19 protein-coding genes are annotated in these 17,741 nt (G+C 73.5%); 9 read left to right on the forward strand and 10 right to left on the reverse strand.

Annotation, left to right across the window (positions count from 1 at the left end; all coding sequences use genetic code 11):
* Positions 1-155: 155 nt before the first annotated feature.
* The 4 genes from L332_RS21610 (at position 156) to L332_RS30325 (ending at position 2,718) form a co-directional block, all read left to right on the forward strand.
* Positions 156-581 carry an SRPBCC family protein gene (locus L332_RS21610; RefSeq protein WP_158316707.1) on the forward strand — a complete coding sequence of 142 codons (426 nt, stop codon included), beginning with the start codon at positions 156-158 and terminating at the stop codon, positions 579-581.
* A gap of 39 nt (positions 582-620) precedes the next feature.
* Positions 621-1,103 carry an SRPBCC family protein gene (locus L332_RS21615; protein WP_021010369.1) on the forward strand — a complete coding sequence of 161 codons (483 nt, stop codon included), beginning with the start codon at positions 621-623 and terminating at the stop codon, positions 1,101-1,103.
* 68 nt (positions 1,104-1,171) lie between these two features.
* Positions 1,172-2,521: a TIGR01777 family oxidoreductase gene (locus tag L332_RS21620; RefSeq protein ID WP_021010370.1), complete on the forward strand. Its 1,350-nt coding sequence runs from the start codon at positions 1,172-1,174 to the stop codon at positions 2,519-2,521.
* A gap of 44 nt (positions 2,522-2,565) precedes the next feature.
* The gene (locus tag L332_RS30325; protein WP_021010371.1) at positions 2,566-2,718 is read left to right on the forward strand and encodes a hypothetical protein; all 153 of its coding nucleotides are present in this window, start codon (positions 2,566-2,568) and stop codon (positions 2,716-2,718) included.
* On the opposite strand, the gene L332_RS21625 is transcribed toward L332_RS30325, so the two are convergent.
* The 3 genes from L332_RS21625 to L332_RS30330 form a co-directional block, all read right to left on the reverse strand.
* Positions 2,712-3,101 (reverse strand): IclR family transcriptional regulator domain-containing protein, encoded by a 390-nt coding sequence (locus L332_RS21625; protein WP_021010372.1) that lies wholly within the window; start codon positions 3,099-3,101, stop codon positions 2,712-2,714. The two genes, L332_RS30325 and L332_RS21625, sit on opposite strands and share 7 nt — an antisense overlap.
* 157 nt (positions 3,102-3,258) lie before the next feature.
* On the reverse strand, positions 3,259-5,268 hold the full coding sequence (locus L332_RS21630; RefSeq protein WP_021010373.1) for a YhgE/Pip domain-containing protein: 2,010 nt from the start codon (positions 5,266-5,268) through the stop codon (positions 3,259-3,261).
* Positions 5,265-5,912 carry a hypothetical protein gene (locus tag L332_RS30330; RefSeq protein ID WP_021010374.1) on the reverse strand — a complete coding sequence of 216 codons (648 nt, stop codon included), beginning with the start codon at positions 5,910-5,912 and terminating at the stop codon, positions 5,265-5,267. Before L332_RS30330 ends, L332_RS21630 begins: the two co-directional genes overlap by 4 nt.
* 92 nt (positions 5,913-6,004) lie before the next feature.
* Between L332_RS30330 and L332_RS30335 the strand changes: the two genes are divergently transcribed.
* Both L332_RS30335 and L332_RS21645 read left to right on the forward strand, forming a co-directional pair.
* The gene (locus L332_RS30335; protein WP_021010375.1) at positions 6,005-6,562 is read left to right on the forward strand and encodes a TetR/AcrR family transcriptional regulator; all 558 of its coding nucleotides are present in this window, start codon (positions 6,005-6,007) and stop codon (positions 6,560-6,562) included.
* Positions 6,563-6,600: 38 nt separating this feature from the next.
* Positions 6,601-7,887, forward strand: a complete 1,287-nt coding sequence (locus tag L332_RS21645) for an adenylosuccinate synthase (protein WP_021010376.1) — start codon at positions 6,601-6,603, stop codon at positions 7,885-7,887.
* Between the two features lie 21 nt (positions 7,888-7,908).
* On the opposite strand, the gene L332_RS21650 is transcribed toward L332_RS21645, so the two are convergent.
* The 3 genes from L332_RS21650 to L332_RS21660 form a co-directional block, all read right to left on the reverse strand.
* On the reverse strand, positions 7,909-9,231 hold the full coding sequence (locus tag L332_RS21650; RefSeq protein WP_021010377.1) for a glycosyltransferase 87 family protein: 1,323 nt from the start codon (positions 9,229-9,231) through the stop codon (positions 7,909-7,911).
* Between the two features lie 59 nt (positions 9,232-9,290).
* A complete protein-coding gene (gene gdhA, locus L332_RS21655) occupies positions 9,291-10,637 on the reverse strand; it encodes an NADP-specific glutamate dehydrogenase (RefSeq protein ID WP_021010378.1) in 1,347 nt (448 codons plus the stop codon).
* Positions 10,638-10,717: 80 nt separating this feature from the next.
* Positions 10,718-11,341 (reverse strand): maleylpyruvate isomerase N-terminal domain-containing protein, encoded by a 624-nt coding sequence (locus tag L332_RS21660; protein WP_021010379.1) that lies wholly within the window; start codon positions 11,339-11,341, stop codon positions 10,718-10,720.
* Between the two features lie 57 nt (positions 11,342-11,398).
* On the opposite strand from L332_RS21660, the gene L332_RS21665 reads away from it, so the two are divergent.
* From L332_RS21665 to L332_RS21670, 3 genes are all read left to right on the forward strand, one after another.
* Positions 11,399-11,983 carry a GNAT family N-acetyltransferase gene (locus L332_RS21665; RefSeq protein ID WP_021010380.1) on the forward strand — a complete coding sequence of 195 codons (585 nt, stop codon included), beginning with the start codon at positions 11,399-11,401 and terminating at the stop codon, positions 11,981-11,983.
* A 94-nt stretch (positions 11,984-12,077) separates the two neighbouring features.
* Complete coding sequence (locus tag L332_RS0115130; protein ID WP_021010381.1) at positions 12,078-13,610, forward strand: glycosyltransferase family 2 protein; 1,533 nt, start codon at positions 12,078-12,080, stop codon at positions 13,608-13,610.
* Between the two features lie 74 nt (positions 13,611-13,684).
* A complete protein-coding gene (locus tag L332_RS21670) occupies positions 13,685-13,975 on the forward strand; it encodes a chorismate mutase (protein ID WP_021010382.1) in 291 nt (96 codons plus the stop codon).
* A 3-nt stretch (positions 13,976-13,978) separates the two neighbouring features.
* On the opposite strand, the gene L332_RS29395 is transcribed toward L332_RS21670, so the two are convergent.
* From L332_RS29395 to purL, 4 genes are read right to left on the reverse strand one after another with little or no spacing between them, the layout of a single operon-like run.
* Positions 13,979-14,488, reverse strand: coding sequence for a TM2 domain-containing protein (locus L332_RS29395; RefSeq protein ID WP_021010383.1), 510 nt, complete (start codon positions 14,486-14,488; stop codon positions 13,979-13,981).
* Between the two features lie 14 nt (positions 14,489-14,502).
* Positions 14,503-14,970 carry an SRPBCC family protein gene (locus tag L332_RS21675; RefSeq protein WP_021010384.1) on the reverse strand — a complete coding sequence of 156 codons (468 nt, stop codon included), beginning with the start codon at positions 14,968-14,970 and terminating at the stop codon, positions 14,503-14,505.
* Positions 14,967-15,404 carry a DUF1761 domain-containing protein gene (locus L332_RS21680; RefSeq protein WP_021010385.1) on the reverse strand — a complete coding sequence of 146 codons (438 nt, stop codon included), beginning with the start codon at positions 15,402-15,404 and terminating at the stop codon, positions 14,967-14,969. Before L332_RS21680 ends, L332_RS21675 begins: the two co-directional genes overlap by 4 nt.
* Positions 15,405-15,456: 52 nt before the next feature.
* Positions 15,457-17,739, reverse strand: a complete 2,283-nt coding sequence (gene purL / locus L332_RS21685) for a phosphoribosylformylglycinamidine synthase subunit PurL (protein ID WP_021010386.1) — start codon at positions 17,737-17,739, stop codon at positions 15,457-15,459.
* Between the last annotated feature and the right edge of the window lie 2 nt (positions 17,740-17,741).

Raw genomic sequence — 17,741 nt, forward strand, 5'->3', positions numbered from 1 at the left:
GGATGCGTCCCGTCCGCCGGTCGTACGGGTGCAACCTGGGAGCGCGCCCATTGCCGCTCCCAGCGGGGCGTGCGACGCTTCGTGTGGGGGACACGACCTGTCCCCCGCCAGCGTCCCGCGACCCACCGGTGCGGGGGATGAGACCGGAGGCGATGATGCAGGTCGATGAGCAGTTCGAGGTCGACGCCCCGCGCGCCGAGGTGTTCCGCATGTGGACCTCGTTCGAGAGCTATCCGGAGTTCCTCACCGGCGTCGACTCGGTCTACGCCGAGACGAGCGAGCGGCTGCGCTGGCGGGTGTCGATCGGCGGGCTGCCGTCGAGCTTCTACGCGATCGTCACCGAGCAGGTGCCCGACGAGCGGCTCGCGTTCGTGAGCGTCGACCAGTCGACGCTCGGCTGGTGGGTCGACCTCGCCGAGGTGACGCCCCACCGCACGCGCGTGACCGTGCGGGTGATCGTCTCGCCCCGGGGCGACGTGCCGCGCCGCGCGGGCGATCGGGAGCTCGACGAGCTCACGATCCGGTGCGATCTGCTGAGGTTCCGAGCGCTCGCGGAGGGCACGCTCAGCCAAGCCGCATAGCGTCGCAGTTCCGATCCACGACAGGTAAGGAGCATCGCCATGCCTCAGGTCACCGACAGCATCGACGTCAAGGCCCCGATCAGCGCCGTCTACGCGCTCTGGACGCAGTTCGAGGACTTCCCGAAGTTCATGGGCGGCGTCGAGTCCATCACGCAGCAGACCGACACGATGCTCCACTGGGTCGTCTCGATCAAGGGGGTCGAGCGCGAGTTCGACGCCGAGATCACCGAGCAGCACCTCGACGAGCGCGTCGCCTGGCGCAGCACGGACGGCGAGACGCACGCCGGTGTCGTGACCTTCCACCGCATCGACGACGACCAGACGCGCGTCAACGTGCAGATCGACTGGAAGCCGCAGGGCGTCGTCGAGGCCGCCGGCGCGCTGCTGCAGGTCGACGACCTGCAGATCAAGCAGGACCTCAAGCGCTTCAAGGAGCTCGCCGAGGCCGCGCCCGCGCAGCAGGCGGTCGACCAGGGCTGGGACGGCGACGTCGAGCGCCCGGCCGACCGGCTCGGCCAGTAGCACAGCCGCACCGCAGGCTCGGCCGATCCACAGCCGACGGCTGGGTGCGCTCGCGTAGCGTCCGCACCATGGGCATCGAGCACTCGAGCATCGTCGACGCACGTCTCGCGGACGTCTTCGCCTGGCACGCGCGCCCGGGGGCGCTGCAGCGGCTCTCGCCGCCGTGGCTCCCCGGGCGCGTCCGTCGTGAAGCGGGCTCGCTCGCCGACGGCCGCGCCGAGCTCGCGCTGCCGGGCGGCATCGTGTGGGCGGCCCAGCACGACCCGAGCGGGTTCGAGCCCGGCCGCGCGTTCGTCGACGAGCGCGTGGACGCGGGGCTCGGCTCGATGCCGCTCGCGCCGCTCCGCTGGCGGCACGAGCACCGCTTCGAGCCGCGCGGCGAGGAGCGCACGCTCGTGCACGACCGCGTCGAGACGATCGTCGGGTCGCGAGCCCTCCGGCCCATGTTCGTCTACCGGCACCGCCAGCTCGCCGACGACCTCGCCGCGCACCGGGAGGCCGCGACCGCGCCCATGACGGTCGCCGTCACCGGCGCATCCGGCCTCATCGGCACGGCGCTCACCGCGCTCCTGACGACGGGCGGCCACGACGTCGTGCGGCTCGTGCGGCACGAGCCCTCGTCGAGCGGCGAGCGCCGCTGGGATCCCGACGCGCCCGCCGCCGGCCTGCTCGAGGGCGTCGACGCGGTCGTGCACCTCGCGGGCGCGTCGATCTTCGGCCGGCTCGGCGAGCAGCACCGGCGCGCGGTGCGCGACAGCCGCATCGGGCCCACCCGCAAGCTCGCCGAGGTCGCGGCCGCGAGTGGCGTGCGTGCGTTCGTGAGCGCCTCGGGCATCGGCCGCTACGGCGTCGACCGCGGCAGCGAGCAGCTCACCGAGGCGGCCGGCGCCGGCGACGACTTCGTTGCTCGCGTCGTCGTCGATTGGGAGGCGGATGCGGCGGTCGCCGCCGAGGGACGCATGCGCGCCGTGCAGGTGCGCACCGGGCTCGTGCAGTCGCCGCGCGGCGGCGTGCTGCAGGTGCTCGCGCCCCTCTACGCGGTGGGCCTCGGCGGTCCGCTCGCCGGCGGCGAGCACTGGCAGTCGTGGATCGATCTCGACGACCTGCTCGACGTCTACTTGCGGGCGCTGGCCGACGAGCGGCTCTCGGGGCCCGTGAACGCCGTCGCGCCGCACCCCGTGCAGCAGCGCGAGTACGCCGAGACGCTCGCTCGCGTGCTGCGCCGCCCCGCGCTCGTCCCGACGCCCGCGCTCGGTCCGCGGGTGCTGCTCGGGCGGCGCGGCGCCGAGGAGCTCGCGCTCGCCGACCAGCGGGTCGTGCCGGCGCGGCTGACCGAGCTCGGGCACCGCTTCCGGCGGCCTCGGCTCGAGGACTCGCTGCGGCACCAGCTGGGCCGCATGCGCGAAGCGGGCCGCTAGGCCCACCACTGCCCGCCAGAGCGGCGGCGACGAGAGGAGACGAGATGACCGGCATCGACCCGAACGCGCAGGACCCTGGCAAGGACGAGGCCGCCGAGGAGACGAACGCGCACGCGCGCGACGAGGCGGAGCAGGACGAGAGCCCCGCGGAGGCGCAGCGCGAGAACGCCGAGGAGTCGGACGGCTACGGCTACTGAGCGCTCGATCGGGCGGGCCGGCGAACCGGCCCGCCCGATCGGGGTTCAGCGCGCGACTGTGGAGCCGAGCGCGCGCGAGATCGCGTCGGCCGCGGCGATCGCCTGCGGCGCGAACCCCTCGATGCTCCGAGGTCGAGCGAGTAGCCGCGCTCGCGCACGCGAGCGGGCTCCTCGGGCAGGCGCGCGGGATCCGTGATCGTGCCCTCGGTGCGTGCGGGCAGCACGACCTGGTCGATGAGCCGGTCGACCTGCTCCGGCGACCACGCGGCTGTGCAGTCGACCTCGCGCACGGGCTCGTCGACGAGCGGCTCGGCGATCGGCGAGATGTCGAGCCGCGAGATCGCGCTGTCCGCGAGATCGAGCGGAACCTGACGCCGGGTCACCTCGCAGAGCTGCTCGCGGACGCGCCGCTCGCCGAGCGGCTACGCACCGCCGCCGGGTGCGGTGCCCGACGGCGCGGCGATCGCGCGGCTGCTCGGCGGCGGCGACCCGGTCGCGCGCTGACGGGCCGCCTCGGCCAGCAGAGCGGCGCGCGACGCCTCAGCCGATGAGGCTCGGCTGCAGGTCGCGGAGCGTGCGGTGGTCGACCATCCTCGCGACGCCCAGCACGATGAGCGCGAGCGCCCCGGCCCCGAACGCGACGAGCACGAGCGCATCCGCGCCCGCGGCCGCCATCGAGCCGCCGTACATGAGCTGCCGGAGGCCGTCGACGGCGTAGCTCATCGGCAGCGCGTGGTGCAGGGCCGCGAGCGGCGCCGGCAGCGTCTGCCACGGGAACGTGCCGCCCGCGGTGACGAGCTGCACGACCATGAGCACGAGCCCGAGGAACTGCCCGACGGAGCCGAGCCACGTGTTCAGCGCCACGATGATCGCCGCGAACGTCGCGACGGCGAGCACCATCATCGCGAGCATGAGGGCTGGATGCGCGATGGGGAAGCCGAGCGCGAGGCCGACGATCGCGAGCAGCGCCGCCATCTGCGCCGCGCCGATGAGCGTGGGGATGAGCCAGGCCGCGAGCGAGACGCGCACGGGTGAGCGCAGCGCGGTGATCGCGCGCCGCGAGAGGGGCTTGAGGATGAGCATGAGCGCGTACATGCCGATCCACGCGGCGAGCGACAGGAAGAAGGGCGCGAGGCCAGCGCCGTAGGAGCCGGCGGAGGCGACCGCGTCGGCGTCGGTCCGCACCGGATCGGAGATCATCGACGACTGCGCGGCGCGCTCCTGCTCGGTCGTGGCGGGGATCTGCGCGACCGCGTCGCCGAGGCCGTCGCGCAGCTGCGCGGTGCCTTCGTCGAGCCGTCCGAGCCCGTCGTCGAGCGCGTGAGCGCCGGTGGCGAGCTCGCCCGCGCCGCTCGCGGCGGACGCGGCCCCGTCGGCGAGCCGGACAGCGCCCTCGTGCGCGTCCGCCGCGCCGTCCGCGAGGTCGCCTGCGCCGTCCGCGGCGCTCGCGATGCCTGCGGCGAGCTGCGGCGAGGCGCTCGCGAGCCGCTCGGCGCCGTCGGCGACCTGCTGCGCCCCGGCCGCGAGCCGGTCGAGCTGCGCGCTCGCGTCCTGCACGCGGGCGTCCGCCGCCGCGACGTCGTCGCCCAGGCCGTCGAGCGGGCCGAGCGCGACAGCGATCTGCGCCTCGTCGAGGCCCGCCTGCTGCAGCCGCTCGACGATCGCTGCGCGCGCCTCCGGCACCCGTGCGGCGACCGGCGCGACCGCGTCGGCCACTTCGCCGCCGATCGCGGCGATGCGCGCATCGCCGTCGGCGACCTGCTGTGCGCCGTCGGCCAGTTGGCGGGTCTGCGCCGGCAGCGACGCGGTCGCCTGCTCGAGCTGGCCGAGCCCGTCGTCGAGGCGGCCCGCGCCGTCGGCGAGCCTGCCGGTGCCGTCGGCGAGCGCGGCGGCACCGGTCGAGAGCTGCCCGGTGCCGTCGGCGAGCGCATCGGCGCCGGTCGCGAGCCGCGAGGCACCCGAGGCGGCGTCGTCGGCGCCTTCGGTGAGGGTGGCCGCGCCGTCGTGCGCGTCGACGAGGCCGTCGCGGATGTCGCTGATCGCGAGCAGCATGCGCGAGGCCGCCTCCTCGCCCACCGATCGCGCGACCGCAGAGCGGATGCGCTCGGCGGCCTGCGTGCCGATCGTCGTCGCGAGGTAGCTGTTTGCGTCGTTCGTCGACAGCGCCACGACCGCCCGGTGCGGGTCGTCGCCCGCTGCGCTCGCGAGGTCTGCGGAGAAGGAGGCCGGCAGCGTCACCGAGAAGTCGTACGTCGCGTCGGCGACCCCGGCCGACGCCTCCTCGGCGCTCACCCGATGCCAGTCGAAGGCGCCGTCGGCGACGAGCCGCTCGGCCACCTCGTCGCCGACGACGCGCCCGTCGTCGCCAGCGTCGTCGACGACGAGCGCCACGGGCAGCTCGTCGAGCTGCGCGTACGGGTCCTGGTTGGCCCACAGGTAGACGCCGCCGTAGAGCAGCGGCACGAGCGCGAGCGCGAGGAGCGCGAGGCGACCCATGCGGGTGGCGACGAGGCGGCGGAGCTCGGCCGCGATGAGCTGCGGGACGGTCATGCGGCGGCCTCCTCTGGCTGCGCGTGCTCGGCGCCCTCGGCGGCCTCGGGCGTCTCGTCGGCGCGCAGCACGGCGTCCGCGGCCTCGCCGCACACGACGAGCACGGCGAAGCCTCGATCGGCCAGCCGTCGCGCCTCCGCCCACCACGCGCGGGGGTCGCCGCCGTGGCGGTCGGGGCTCACGAGCACGATCGCCTCGACTCGGTCGCGGAGCACCGCGAGCTCGGCGAGCACGCGGATGCGCACAGCCGGCTCGACGTCGGCGATCGGCACCGCGCGCAGGTGGTCGACGCCGAGCTGCGCGGCCCAGCGGCGCACGCTGCGGGGGTCGCCGGGCACGCCGGCGTAGAGCAGCTCCTCGGCGATCGCGCCGCCGAGCGACACGTCGGGCTCGGGGTCGCTCACCCGCGGCGCGTCGACGAGGGCCGTGCGGTGACGCACCTCGCGGCGGCGGCCGCGCTCACCGTCGAGCAGCAGCGCGCCCGCGTCGGGCCGCATCCGTCCGGACGCGAGCAGGCCCACCACGGTCGGCCGCTGCTCCGTCTCGACCACCACGCGCACCGCCTCGCCGCTCTCGAACGCGAGCGACGTCGGCGGCAGTGCCTCGCCGCGGCCCTTCGCCGCGCCGATCAGCTCGATGCGCATCCGCTGCTCCTCTCTCCGTCGCGATCGTAATCTATACTGACTGGTCAGTACAAGAATGGATGCGACAGGATGCTTCCGGACGAGGAGGAGCCATGGCACGCCCCAACCGCAGCCGCGACAAGGTGCTGGTCGCGGCCGCCGAGCTCGCCGCCGAGCGCGGCGTGAGCGCGACGACGGTCGACGAGATCGCCGCGCGCGCAGGCGTCGCGAAGGGCAGCGTCTACTACTCCTTCCCCTCGAAGGAGGCGATCTTCGAGTCGCTCATCGACGAGGCCATCGCGCGCGTTTCGGGGCGCATCCGCGACGCCCGAGAGGATGCCGAGCCAGGCGCCGCGCTCGATGCCGTCGCGCGCGCGATGCTCGAGGGCCTCGAGGCCAACCCGCACGTCGCGAAGGTCGTCGTGGGAGAGCTCTTCCGCACCGACCGGCCCTGGCGCGCGACGCTCGCGGGCCACCGCGCCGTGCTGCTCGACGAGCTCGGCGCCGCCCTCGCGGGCGACGGCCGCCCCGCATCCGGCCTCGACGCCGCCGCTCGGCTCGGCGCGCTCATCATGGTGGGGTTCGAGCGGCTCGCGTTCTCGCCCGATCGGACCATCGACGAGTGCGTCGCGGCGGTCGTCTCGGGAGCGCCCGGCACAGCCGCCCGATAGGCTGGGGCGTACGCCGCACCCGTCCGAGGGGGAGACCCATGCCAGGAATCGTCATCGTCGGCGCCCAGTGGGGCGACGAGGGCAAGGGCAAGGCGACCGACCTGCTCGGCAGCCGCACCGACTTCGTCGTGAAGTTCAACGGCGGCAACAACGCCGGGCACACCGTCGTCGTGGGCGACGAGAAGTACGCGCTGCACCTGCTGCCCTCGGGCATCCTGACCCCGGGTGTCACGCCCGTGATCGGCAACGGCGTCGTCATCGACCTCGAGGTGCTCTTCCACGAGCTCGAGGCGCTCTCGGCGCGAGGCGTCGACGTGTCGCGGCTGCGCATCTCGGCGAACGCGCACATCATCACCGACTACCACCGCACGCTCGACAAGGTCACCGAGCGCTTCCTCGGCAAGCGCTCGATCGGCACGACCGGGCGCGGCATCGGGCCGGCCTACGCCGACAAGATCAACCGCGTCGGCATCCGCGTGCAGGACCTCTTCGACGAGTCGATCCTGCGGCAGAAGATCGAGGGCGCGCTCGACTCGAAGAACCACCTGCTCACGAAGGTCTACAACCGCCGCGCCGTCACGTGCGACGAGATCTTCGACGACCTCACCTCCTACGTCGAGCGGCTGCGGCCGATGGTCGCCGACACGGGCCTCGAGCTCTCCCGGGCGCTCGACGACGGCCGCACCGTCGTGTTTGAGGCCGGCCAGGCGACGATGCTCGACATCGACCACGGCACGTACCCGTTCGTCACCTCGTCGACCGCGACCGCCGCGGGCGCCGCGTCCGGCTCGGGCGTCGCGCCCTCGCGCCTCGACCGCGTGATCGGCATCGTCAAGGCCTACACGACGCGCGTCGGCGCCGGCCCCTTCCCGACCGAGCTCTTCGACGAGTGGGGCGAGCTGCTGCGCAAGCAGGGCTTCGAGTTCGGCACGACGACCGGGCGCCCGCGCCGCTGCGGCTGGAACGACACCGTGCTGACCCGCTACGCCTCGCGCATCAACGGCCTCACCGACATCGTGCTGACGAAGCTCGACGTGCTCACCGGCATCGAGTCGATCCCGGTGTGCGTCGCGTACGACGTCGACGGCGAGCGCTTCGACGAGCTGCCCGTCTCGCAGAGCGACTTCCACCACGCGAAGCCGATCTACGAGTCGCTGCCCGGCTGGAGCGAGGACATCACCGGGGCGCGTGAGCTCTCCGACCTGCCTGCGAACGCGCAGGCGTACGTGCGCTTCCTCGAGGAGCGCTCGGGCAGCCGCATCTCGGCGATCGGCGTCGGCGCCGACCGCGAGGCGATCGTGCAGGTGCACGACCTCATCGATTGAGCGTCGCGCGCGGTCCTCGCGTCAGACGATCGCGAGCGGCTGCGTGTTCGTCGAGACCGTCGCGCGCGGGCCGAGGCCGCCGGCGCGGCCGAGCTGCACGAGCTTCGCGATCGCGGCGAGCAGCAGCGCGACGAGCAGCAGGTTGCGCGCCGAGAGCAGCAGCACCGCGAACCACTCGAGGCGCACGAGCGGCATGTAGAAGATCGGGAAGATGAGCGTCGTCAGCAGCGACGTCACGAGCAGCAGCGCCGTCATCCGCCGCCACCAGGCGGTGGGGCGCGCCATCGCGACCGCGGCGATCGGCAGCAGCCACAGCAGGTACTGCGGCGAGCCGACCTTGTTGAAGACGATCGATGCGGCGACGAGCGCGAAGGCGCCGACGAGCAGCAGCTCGCGCGAGTCGGCGCCGCGCCGCCTCGCCCAGAGCAGCAGCACCGCGATGCATGCGACCGCGGCGACGAGCAGCGGGGTCGAGAGCAGGATCGCGCCGCCGTCGAGCGGGCCGACGACCTCGCGGGTTGCGAGCGCGCGGTTCTGGTAGACGCGGGAGCCGAACACGTCGAGCGCTGCCGCCCACACCCACGGGGTCGCGATGGGCGCCTCGAGCTGCAGCGCGCGGTCGGTCTGCATCGTGAGGAAGCTGAGGAGATGGGGGATGCCGCCGAAGGTCGCCGAGATCGCGGCGGTCGCGGCCGTGACCCCGAAGCCGGCGAGCACGACGAGCCAGCGCTCGCGGTGCACGGCGACGACCGCGGCGATCACCATCGCGGGCCACACCTTGATCCAGGTCGCGACAGCGAGCAGCGCGCCCGCCACGAGCGGTCGGCGCGAGAGCCAGACGAGCCCGACGATCACGAGCGGGCCGGTGATGCCCTCGAGCCGCAGCAGCGCGACGGGGCTCAGCAGCAGGAAGCCGAGCATGAACGCGTGCGCGGCGAGCATGCCGCGGCGGCTGCGGCCGCCGTCGCTCAGCACCCAGACGGCCCACCAGTTGAGCGCGGCCGTCATGAGGAACCACAGCAGCTGGTAGAGCGGCGCGCCGAGCAGGTTCGCGGCGCCGATCGGCAGCCACGCGAGCAGCGGGTAGACCCAGTCGGCGTCGAGCCCGACGATGTCGTCGCCCTCGAACGCGGCCATCGCCCACTCGCGGTAGAGCGGCAGGTCGCCGACCGTGCCGCCCGCGATGATCGCCGGCAGCAGGGCGAGGAGCGACGCCCCGTGCAGCAGCAGGAACGCGCGGACGAGCCAGCGGCGCGTCAGCATGCGGTCGGCGAAGTCGGCGGCCTGGGCGCGACGGATGACCCGCGGAGCGACTGCCGCGCGATCGTCCGTCTCCCCAGCCAAGCGATCTCCTCGTCCCGTGTGCCGCGTCAGCGTATGGCGCGTTCCTGAGAGCCTGCCAGTCAGATGACGCCGAGTGCCAGCATCGCGTCGGCGACGCGGTTGAAGCCGGCGATGTTCGCGCCCGCGACGTAGTCGCCCGGCCGGCCGTACTCATCCGCCGTCTCCGCGCAGCGGTCGTGGATGCCCTGCATGATCTCGCGCAGGCGCGCATCCGTGTGGTCGAAGGTCCACGAGTCGCGCGAGGCGTTCTGCTGCATCTCGAGGGCGCTCGTGGCGACGCCGCCGGCGTTGACGGCCTTGCCGGGGGCGAAGGCGATGCCCGACGCGGCGAACACTCGTGCCGCGCCCTGGGTCGCGGGCATGTTGGCGCCCTCGCCCACGACGGTGCAGCCGTTGCGCACGAGCGTCGCGGCGTCGTCCTCGTCGAGCTCGTTCTGCGTCGCGCACGGCACGGCGATGTCGCACGGCACGGTCCAGATGGATGCGTCGGCGGTGAAGGAGGCGTGCGGGCGGTGCTCGACGTACTCGGCCATGCGGCCGCGGCGCACCTCCTTGATCTCCTTCACGAGCTCGAGGTCGATGCCCCGCTCGTCGACGACGAAGCCGGAGGAGTCGCTGCACGCGATGACGGTGCCGCCGAGCTGCTGCACCTTCTCGATCGCGTAGATCGCGACGTTGCCCGAGCCGGAGACGACGACGCGCTTGCCCTCGAAGCTCTCGCCGCGCGAGCGCAGCACCTCCTCGAGGAAGTAGATCGTGCCGTAGCCGGTCGCCTCCTTCCTCACCTGCGAGCCGCCCCACGTGATGCCCTTGCCGGTGAGGACGCCGGACTCGTACTCGTTCGTCAGCCGCTTGTACTGGCCGAACATGTAGCCGAGCTCGCGGCCGCCGACGCCCATGTCGCCCGCGGGCACGTCGGTGTACTGGCCGATGTGGGTGCGCAGCTCGGTCATGAACGACTGGCAGAAGCGCATGATCTCGGAGTCGGACTTGCCCTTGGGGTCGAAGTCGCTGCCGCCCTTGCCGCCGCCGATCGGCAGGCCCGTGAGCGAGTTCTTGAAGATCTGCTCGAAGCCGAGGAACTTGATGATGCCGAGGTAGACGCTCGGGTGGAAGCGGAGCCCGCCCTTGTACGGGCCGAGCGCCGAGTTGAACTGCACGCGGAAGCCGCGGTTGATCTGCACGACGCCCGCGTCGTCGATCCACGGCACGCGGAAGATGATCTGCCGCTCCGGCTCGACGATCCGGTTGAGGATCTGCGCGTCGACGTAGTCGGGGCGCTTCGCGACCACGGGGCCGAGGCTCTCGAGCACCTCGAAGACGGCCTGGTGGAACTCGGCCTCGCCGGGATTGCGGTGCAGGACGTCGGCGTAGACCGGCTCGAGGTGGGGGTGGAGCTGCGACAAACGAGGCCTCCGTCACGTGTCAGACAACCGCTCGATCGTACAGCAGGGGCCTTCGGGCAGCCCGGGGCGGTCGTCGGCGGCTACGCTCCGGCGCGGAGCACGCCGTCGAGCCCGGCCGTGGGGCGGCGCCCCGTGAGCAGTCGCAGCGCCTCGACGCCCGCGCCCCGGGCGGATGCGTTGGCGGCCGCGAGGTGCAGCGCGTCGAGCACGTGCGCGGGGGTCGGCGACCACTCGACGCCCGCGGCGTCGGCGATGTCGATGCCGTGCACGGTCAGCTCGAAGGCTCGGGTGCGGAGGTACTCGCCGAGCCGCATCGAGACCGTCGGGTCGCCGCCGATCGCGATGCGCCGGTCGAGCCCGGCGGCCGCGATCGCGGTCGCCGCCTCGACGTGCATCGCCTCGATCTCGGCGGCGAGGTCGTCGCCGAGCGCCGCGCCGGCGGCGCGGCCGCGCAGCATGATCGCCTCGTCGTCGCCGCGCTGGCGCAGCACGACCTCGAGGTACTCGCTCGCCGAGTGGATCGTGACCTCCGCCGGCTCCGGCTGCGCGAGGTAGGCGGTGACGGTCGTGATGGCGCGCGAGGTGTGCCCGATGAGCTCGCGGAGGGTCCACTCGCCGAGCCCCGCCCCGTCGAGCCGCTCGCGCGGCACCTGCCGGACGAGCTCCGCGAGGTCGCTGACGGCATCATCGAAGCGCACGGCCATGCGCGCATGCTCGCACGCCGCTCCGGTGCTGGCAATCGCGGCCGCCAGAATGGCCGGGTGAGCATCCTCGACCCGGTCGTCATGACGCATCCGCTCGTCACCCTCGAGCCCCTCGGCCACGAGCACGCCCCCTCGCTCGCCGACGCGGCCGCCGAGGGCGACCTCTGGCGCCGCGCGTGGTACACGAGCGTGCCGGAGCCCGGCGCGGTCGGCGAGGAGATCGACCGACGGCTCGCGCTGCACCGCGAGGGATCGATGGTGCCGTGGGCGATCGTCGTCGGCGGGCGCGCGGTCGGCATGACGACCTACATGCACATCGAGGCGGAGACGCCGCGGCTCGAGATCGGCTCGACCTGGATGGCGGTCTCGGCGCAGGGCTCGGGCGTCAACCCCGCGATCAAGCTCATGATGCTCGAGCGCGCGTTCGACGAGCTCGGCTGCGTCGCGGTCGAGCTCCGCACCCACTGGCACAACCGGCAGTCGCGCGATGCGATCGAGCGGCTCGGGGCGAAGCTCGACGGCGTGCTGCGGAGCCACCAGGTCTACAAGGGGACGCTGCGCGACACGGTCGTCTACTCGATCGTCGCGTCGGAGTGGCCGGCCGTGCGCCGGGGGCTCGAGGCGCGGCTCGACGCGCGCTGAGCCAGCGCGCTCGCGGCTCTCTCCCCAGGAACGCGGAGCCGCGCTCGTTAGCCTCCGTCCATCGCGCCGCGACCGTGGTGCGGGAAGGAGCGCAGTGACCCGCATCGACCGCCGGCCCGGACTCCCGCCTGCCCAGGTGCCGCTCGCGGTCGGTGCACCGGTGCTGCTCGTCGCGGTGTGGACGGCGCTCACCGCGCTCGTCGCGCTCGCGATGGCGACGATCTCGACGCCGACGTCCGTGGCGGGCTGGGTCGCGCTCGCGGTCGCGGCGCCGATCGTCGGGCTCGCGCTCCTGACCGGCTCGCGCCACGTCGCGCTCCTCATCGCGGCGAGGCGAGCGTCGACCGCAGCGCCTCCCGCCGCGACCGCCGCGAGCGGCGAGCGCGTGGCGATCCTCTTCCCGGTCGTCGACGACTTCCGCGCCGACGTCGTGCGGCGGAGCGCGCGGCAATCGCATCCCGGCACGCGCACGGTCGTGCTCGACGACTCCTCGCGGCCCGAGACGCGCGAGCGCATCGACGCGCTCGTCGCCGAGGGCGACGTCGAGGTGCACCGGCGATCGCGACGCGGCGGCGCGAAGGCGGGCAACCTCAACGCCTGGCTCGAGCGGCACGGCGACGAGGTCGACCGCATCGTCGTGCTCGACGCCGACCAGGAGATCCCGGGCGACTTCGTCGAGCGCGGGCTCGCGCGCTTCGCCATGCACCCGGATGCCGCGGTCGTGCAGGGGAGCATCGGCATGCGTCGCGAGGGCACGTCGTTCGTGCGCGACTTCGGCGGGCTCTTCGCGCGGCACGCCGCCATGCAGCTCGCCGGCCGCGACGCGCTCGGCGTGAGCGTGTTCTGCGGGCGCGGCGCGATGCTCGACGTCGCCACCGTGCGCGATGCGGGTGGCTTCCCCGAGCTCGTGATGGAGGACACCGCGCTGTCGGTCGAGCTCGCCCGCCGCGGGCACCGGCTCGTCGCGGCGCCCGAGCTGCGCTCGCTCGAGGACGCGCCGGTCGACCACGCCGCGTTCGCGGTGCAGTTCGGCAAGTTCGTCGAGGGCGCGGTGCAGCTGCTCGCGCGCTCGCGCGGCAGCCTCGTCGACGGCCGGCTCGCGGCGCTGCGCCGCGCCGACCTCGTGCTCGACCTGCTCGTGCCCGTGCTCGCCGCGCTCGTGCCGCTCGTGCTCTTCGGCTACTCGCTCGTGGCGGCGGCGACCTCCGCGCCGGCCTTCCCGTGGCAGGTCGGCATCGTGCTCGGCGGGCTCGGCCTCGCGCCGCTCGTGCCCGAGGCCGTGCATCGAGCGCGCACGCGCGGGCTGCTCGCGAGCGCATGGTTCACCGTGCGCGCGGCCATGCTCTACGCATCCGTCTCGCTCGTCGCCGCACGCGCCATCGTGATGGTGCTCGTGTCCGGGCGGGCCCGCTTCCACGTGACGCCGAAGTCGGGCGCGGGCGCGGGCGTGCTGGCCGTCGTGCAGCGGCGCGGCATGGAGGTCGCGGTGGCCGCGGGTGCGACGGGCATCGCGGCAGTGGCGGTCGAGCGGCCCGACATGGCGCTGCCCTTCGTCGGCATCGCGGCCGCCGGGCTCGCCTTCGGCTGGCGCGACGCGCTCGAGCCGCAGCCTGCGCGCGCCGAGTGAGCGGCCCGGCGCGCAGGCTGCTCCACTCTCGGTTGGCGGCGGGTACCGCCGTGACGCGCGATTAGGCTGGGGGCATGACGGGTCCCGAGGAGCAGCTGCTGCGCCTGCGGCGCTCGATCGACAACGTCGACGCCGTGCTCATCCACACGCTCGCGGAGCGGTTCAAGCTCACGCAGGCGGTCGGCGAGCTCAAGGCGGCGAACGCGATGCCCCCGTCCGACCCGGCGCGCGAGGCGACGCAGATCGCCAGGCTCCGCCGGCTCGCCGAGGAGGCGGACCTCGATCCCGAGTTCGCAGAGAAGTTCCTGAACTTCGTGATCGCCGAGGTCATCCACCACCACGAGCGGATCGCGAGCGCCGAGTAGCGCTCAGGCCGACGGCCAGCCGCGGTAGATGCCGCGCCGGGGCGCCTGCGCTGCGCGCGCGTCGTGCTGGCGCACCATCCGGTGCGTGAGCGCGATGTCGACGAGCCACCACGCCGCGGCGGCGAGGATGAGCGGTACCCCGACGACGAGGAGCATGCAGCCCACGAGGGTGAGCGACAGCAGCGCGAACGCCGAGGCGGTGCGACCGAGGTAGAAGCGGTGGGCGCCGAAGGGGCCCAGGAGCACCACGAGCATGGTGGCGATCGCGAGCGACTTCGCCGGCTCGTCGCGCCGGATCGGCACCGGCGCAGCGGTGCGGGCGGAGGAGCTCGGCGTCGGATCGCGCAGCAGTCGCCGGTCGAGCCGGAGCGGCGTCGATCCGGCAGCCTGCGGACGCGGAGCACCGGCCGAGACCTCGTCCCACGGCGCGTACGCGCCCCAGCGCTGCCCGTCCCACCAGCGCCGACGACCGGCGGGGTCGTCGTGCCAACCGGGGGACGCGGGCGTGCTCACCCCGAGAGCCTAGATCAGGCGCGCTCCGCGGCTGCCGCGATGTCGGCGAGGTCCTGCTCCATCGCCTTGCGGGTGGCGGTCATGCCGAGCCGCGCGGTCAGCTTCGCGGCGGCGCGCTGGATCCACGACGGCGACTCCGACTCGCCCGAGAAGCGCATGCGCAGCAGCGTGCGAGCGCCGGCATCGATCGGCTCGAGCGTGAGCTCGGTGCGGTACCGCATGCCGTGCGACTCGGCGGCGATCGTCGTCGAGCGGCCGGGCACGATGCCGACGACCTCCATCTCCTCCGTCGCCTCCCGGCCGAGCATCGTGCGCGTCTCGCGCCACCGCGTGCCGATCGAGTAGCCGACGCCGGCGAGCCGCTCCACGCGCGTCACGCCCGACAGCACCGCCGCGGTGCCCTCGAGGTCGGTGAGCACGCGCCACACCGCATCCGTCGACGCGTCGATCGACCGCTCCAAGGTCAGGGAGAGGCCGCTCATGCTGCTGGGGGCCAGACGCCGATGACGAGCGCCATCGCGGTGATGACGAGCAGCTCGTTGAGGATGGTGAAGCCAGCGACCTTGAGGCCGCGCGGGTCGAACGCGTCGTGCACGAGCACGCGCGCAGCGGTGAAGCCGACGAAGAGGATCCAGCCGGTGACGAGCGCGTTGAGCAGGAAGCTGCCGCTGTAGAACTCCTGCGAGATCCAGGCGGCGCCGGCGAGCACCCACGCGGTGACGAAGGCGCAGACGATGAGCATCGGGTACACCCACGGCTTCGGCCCGCTCGCGACGCTCTCGGAGGTGTGGCCGACGGCCTTCATCCACGCGTTGCCGAGCACCTTCGGCTGGTAGTAGACGAAGCCGACGACCATCGCAGCGACCGTCGCGAGCAGCACGGCCCAGATGTTGATGGCGGGGACGGTGAGCTCCATGGTTGGAGCATAGGCTCGCGCGGGCGCTGCCGCACCGCGCGAGCCCCGCGACTCAGGCGAAGCGGGCGAGCGGCGCCCGGTTGGCGGCGCTCAGCTCGTCGAGCGGGATCGTCGCGATGTCCTGGATCTCGATCGCGCGGCTCTCGACGTCGGTCACGCCGATGCGCAGCACCGGCACCCCGCGCGCCTCGCACATGCCCGTGAACTTCACCTCGTCCTCGCGAGCGACGGCGACGATCGCGCGAGCGCCGGTCTCGGAGAAGAGCGCCGCCGTCTCGTCGATCCCGTCGCGCTCCATGAGGCCCGAGAGCCAGATGCGCGCGCCGATGCCGAAGCGCAGCGCGCCCTCGACGACGGCGGCGCCGAGGCCGCCCTCCGAGAGGTCGTGCGCCGCGGTCGCGAGGCCGTCGAAGGCGACGCCCTGCATGAGGCCCGCGAGCTGGCGCTCGGCGTCGAGGTCGACGCGCGGCGGGAGGCCGCCGAGGTGGCCGTGGATCGTGCCCGCCCACGCCGAGCCGTCGAGCTCGTCGCGCGTCGTGCCGAGCAGGAAGATCGCCTGGCCGTCGTCCTGCCAGCCGGAGGGCAGGCGGCGGTCGACGTCGTCGATCACGCCGAGCACGCCGACGACCGGGGTCGGGTGGATCTGCGTCTCGCCCGTCTGGTTGTAGAACGACACGTTGCCGCCCGTGACCGGGATGCCGAGCTCGACGCATCCGTCGGCCAGGCCGTCGACGGCCTCGGCGAACTGCCACATGACCGCGGGGATCTCGGGGTTGCCGAAGTTGAGGCAATCGCTCACGCCCACGGGGGTCGCGCCCGTGACGGCGACGTTGCGGTACGCCTCGGCGAGCGCGGCCTTCGCGCCCTCGCGCGGGTCGAGCTGGCAGTAGCGGCCGTTCGCGTCGACCGCGACGGCGAAGCCGAGCCCCGACTCCTCGTCGATGCGCACCATGCCCGCGTCGTCGGGCTTCGAGAGCGCCGTGTTGCCGAGCACGTAGTCGTCGTACTGGTCGGTGATCCAGGACGGGTCGCCGAGGTTCGGCGAGCCGATGAGCGCGCGCAGCTGCTCGCCGAGCTCCTCGCCCGCGGCGCGGGGGAGCGAGGTGGCCGAGTCGGCCTGCAGCGCGTCCTGCCACTCGGGGCGCGCCATCGGGCGGTCGTAGACGGGGGAGTCGATCGCGACGGTCTTGGGGTCGACGTCGACGATCACGTCGCCCGAGTGCGTGATGACGAGCCGGCCGTCGCCGGTGACCTCGCCGAGCACGCTCGTCTCGACGTCCCACTTGCCGGTGATGGCGAGGAACTCGTCGAGCTTCTCGGGCGCGACGATCGCCATCATGCGCTCCTGCGACTCCGACATGAGGATCTCCTCGGCCGTGAGCGTCGGGTCGCGCAGCAGCACGTGGTCGAGCTCGACGCGCATGCCCGAGTCGCCGTTCGCGGCGAGCTCGCTCGTCGCGCACGAGATGCCCGCGGCGCCGAGGTCCTGGATGCCCTCGACGACGCCCGCGGCGTAGAGCTCGAGGCAGCACTCGATGAGCACCTTCTCGGCGAACGGGTCGCCGACCTGCACGGCGGGCCGCTTGGCGGGGCCCTCCTCGTCGAACGACTCGGAGGCGAGGATCGACGCGCCGCCGATGCCGTCGCCGCCCGTGCGGGCGCCGAAGAGCACGACCTTGTTGCCCGCGCCGGTCGCGTTCGCGAGGTGCAGGTCCTCGTGCCGCAGCACGCCGACGGCGAGCGCGTTCACGAGCGGGTTGCCCTGGTAGACCGCGTCGAAGACTGTCTCGCCGCCGATGTTCGGCAGCCCGAGGCAGTTGCCGTAGAACGAGATGCCGCCCACGACGCCGTGCACGACGCGCGCGGTGTCGGGGTGGTCGATGTCGCCGAAGCGCAGCGCATCCATGACCGCGACGGGCCGCGCGCCCATCGAGATGATGTCGCGCACGATGCCGCCGACGCCCGTCGCCGCGCCCTGGAAGGGCTCGACGAACGAGGGGTGGTTGTGCGACTCGATCTTGAAGGTGACGGCCCAGCCCTCGCCGACGTCGATGACGCCCGCGTTCTGGCCCATGCCGACCATGAGGCGCTCCTGCATCTCGGGCGTGACCTTCTGCCCGAACGTGCGCAGGTGCTTCTTCGAGGACTTGTAGGAGCAGTGCTCGCTCCACATCACCGAGTACATCGCGAGCTCGGCGCTCGTCGGCCGGCGGCCGAGGATCTCGCGGATGCGCTCGTACTCGTCGGGCTTGAGGCCCAGGGCCGCGAACGGCTGCTCGCGCTCCGGGGTGGCGGCGGCGCGCTCGACGGTGTCGCGCGGAGTGGAAGCGGTCACGA

Source organism: Agrococcus pavilionensis RW1 (assembly GCF_000400485.1).
Taxonomy (GTDB): Bacteria; Actinomycetota; Actinomycetes; order Actinomycetales; family Microbacteriaceae; genus Agrococcus; species Agrococcus pavilionensis.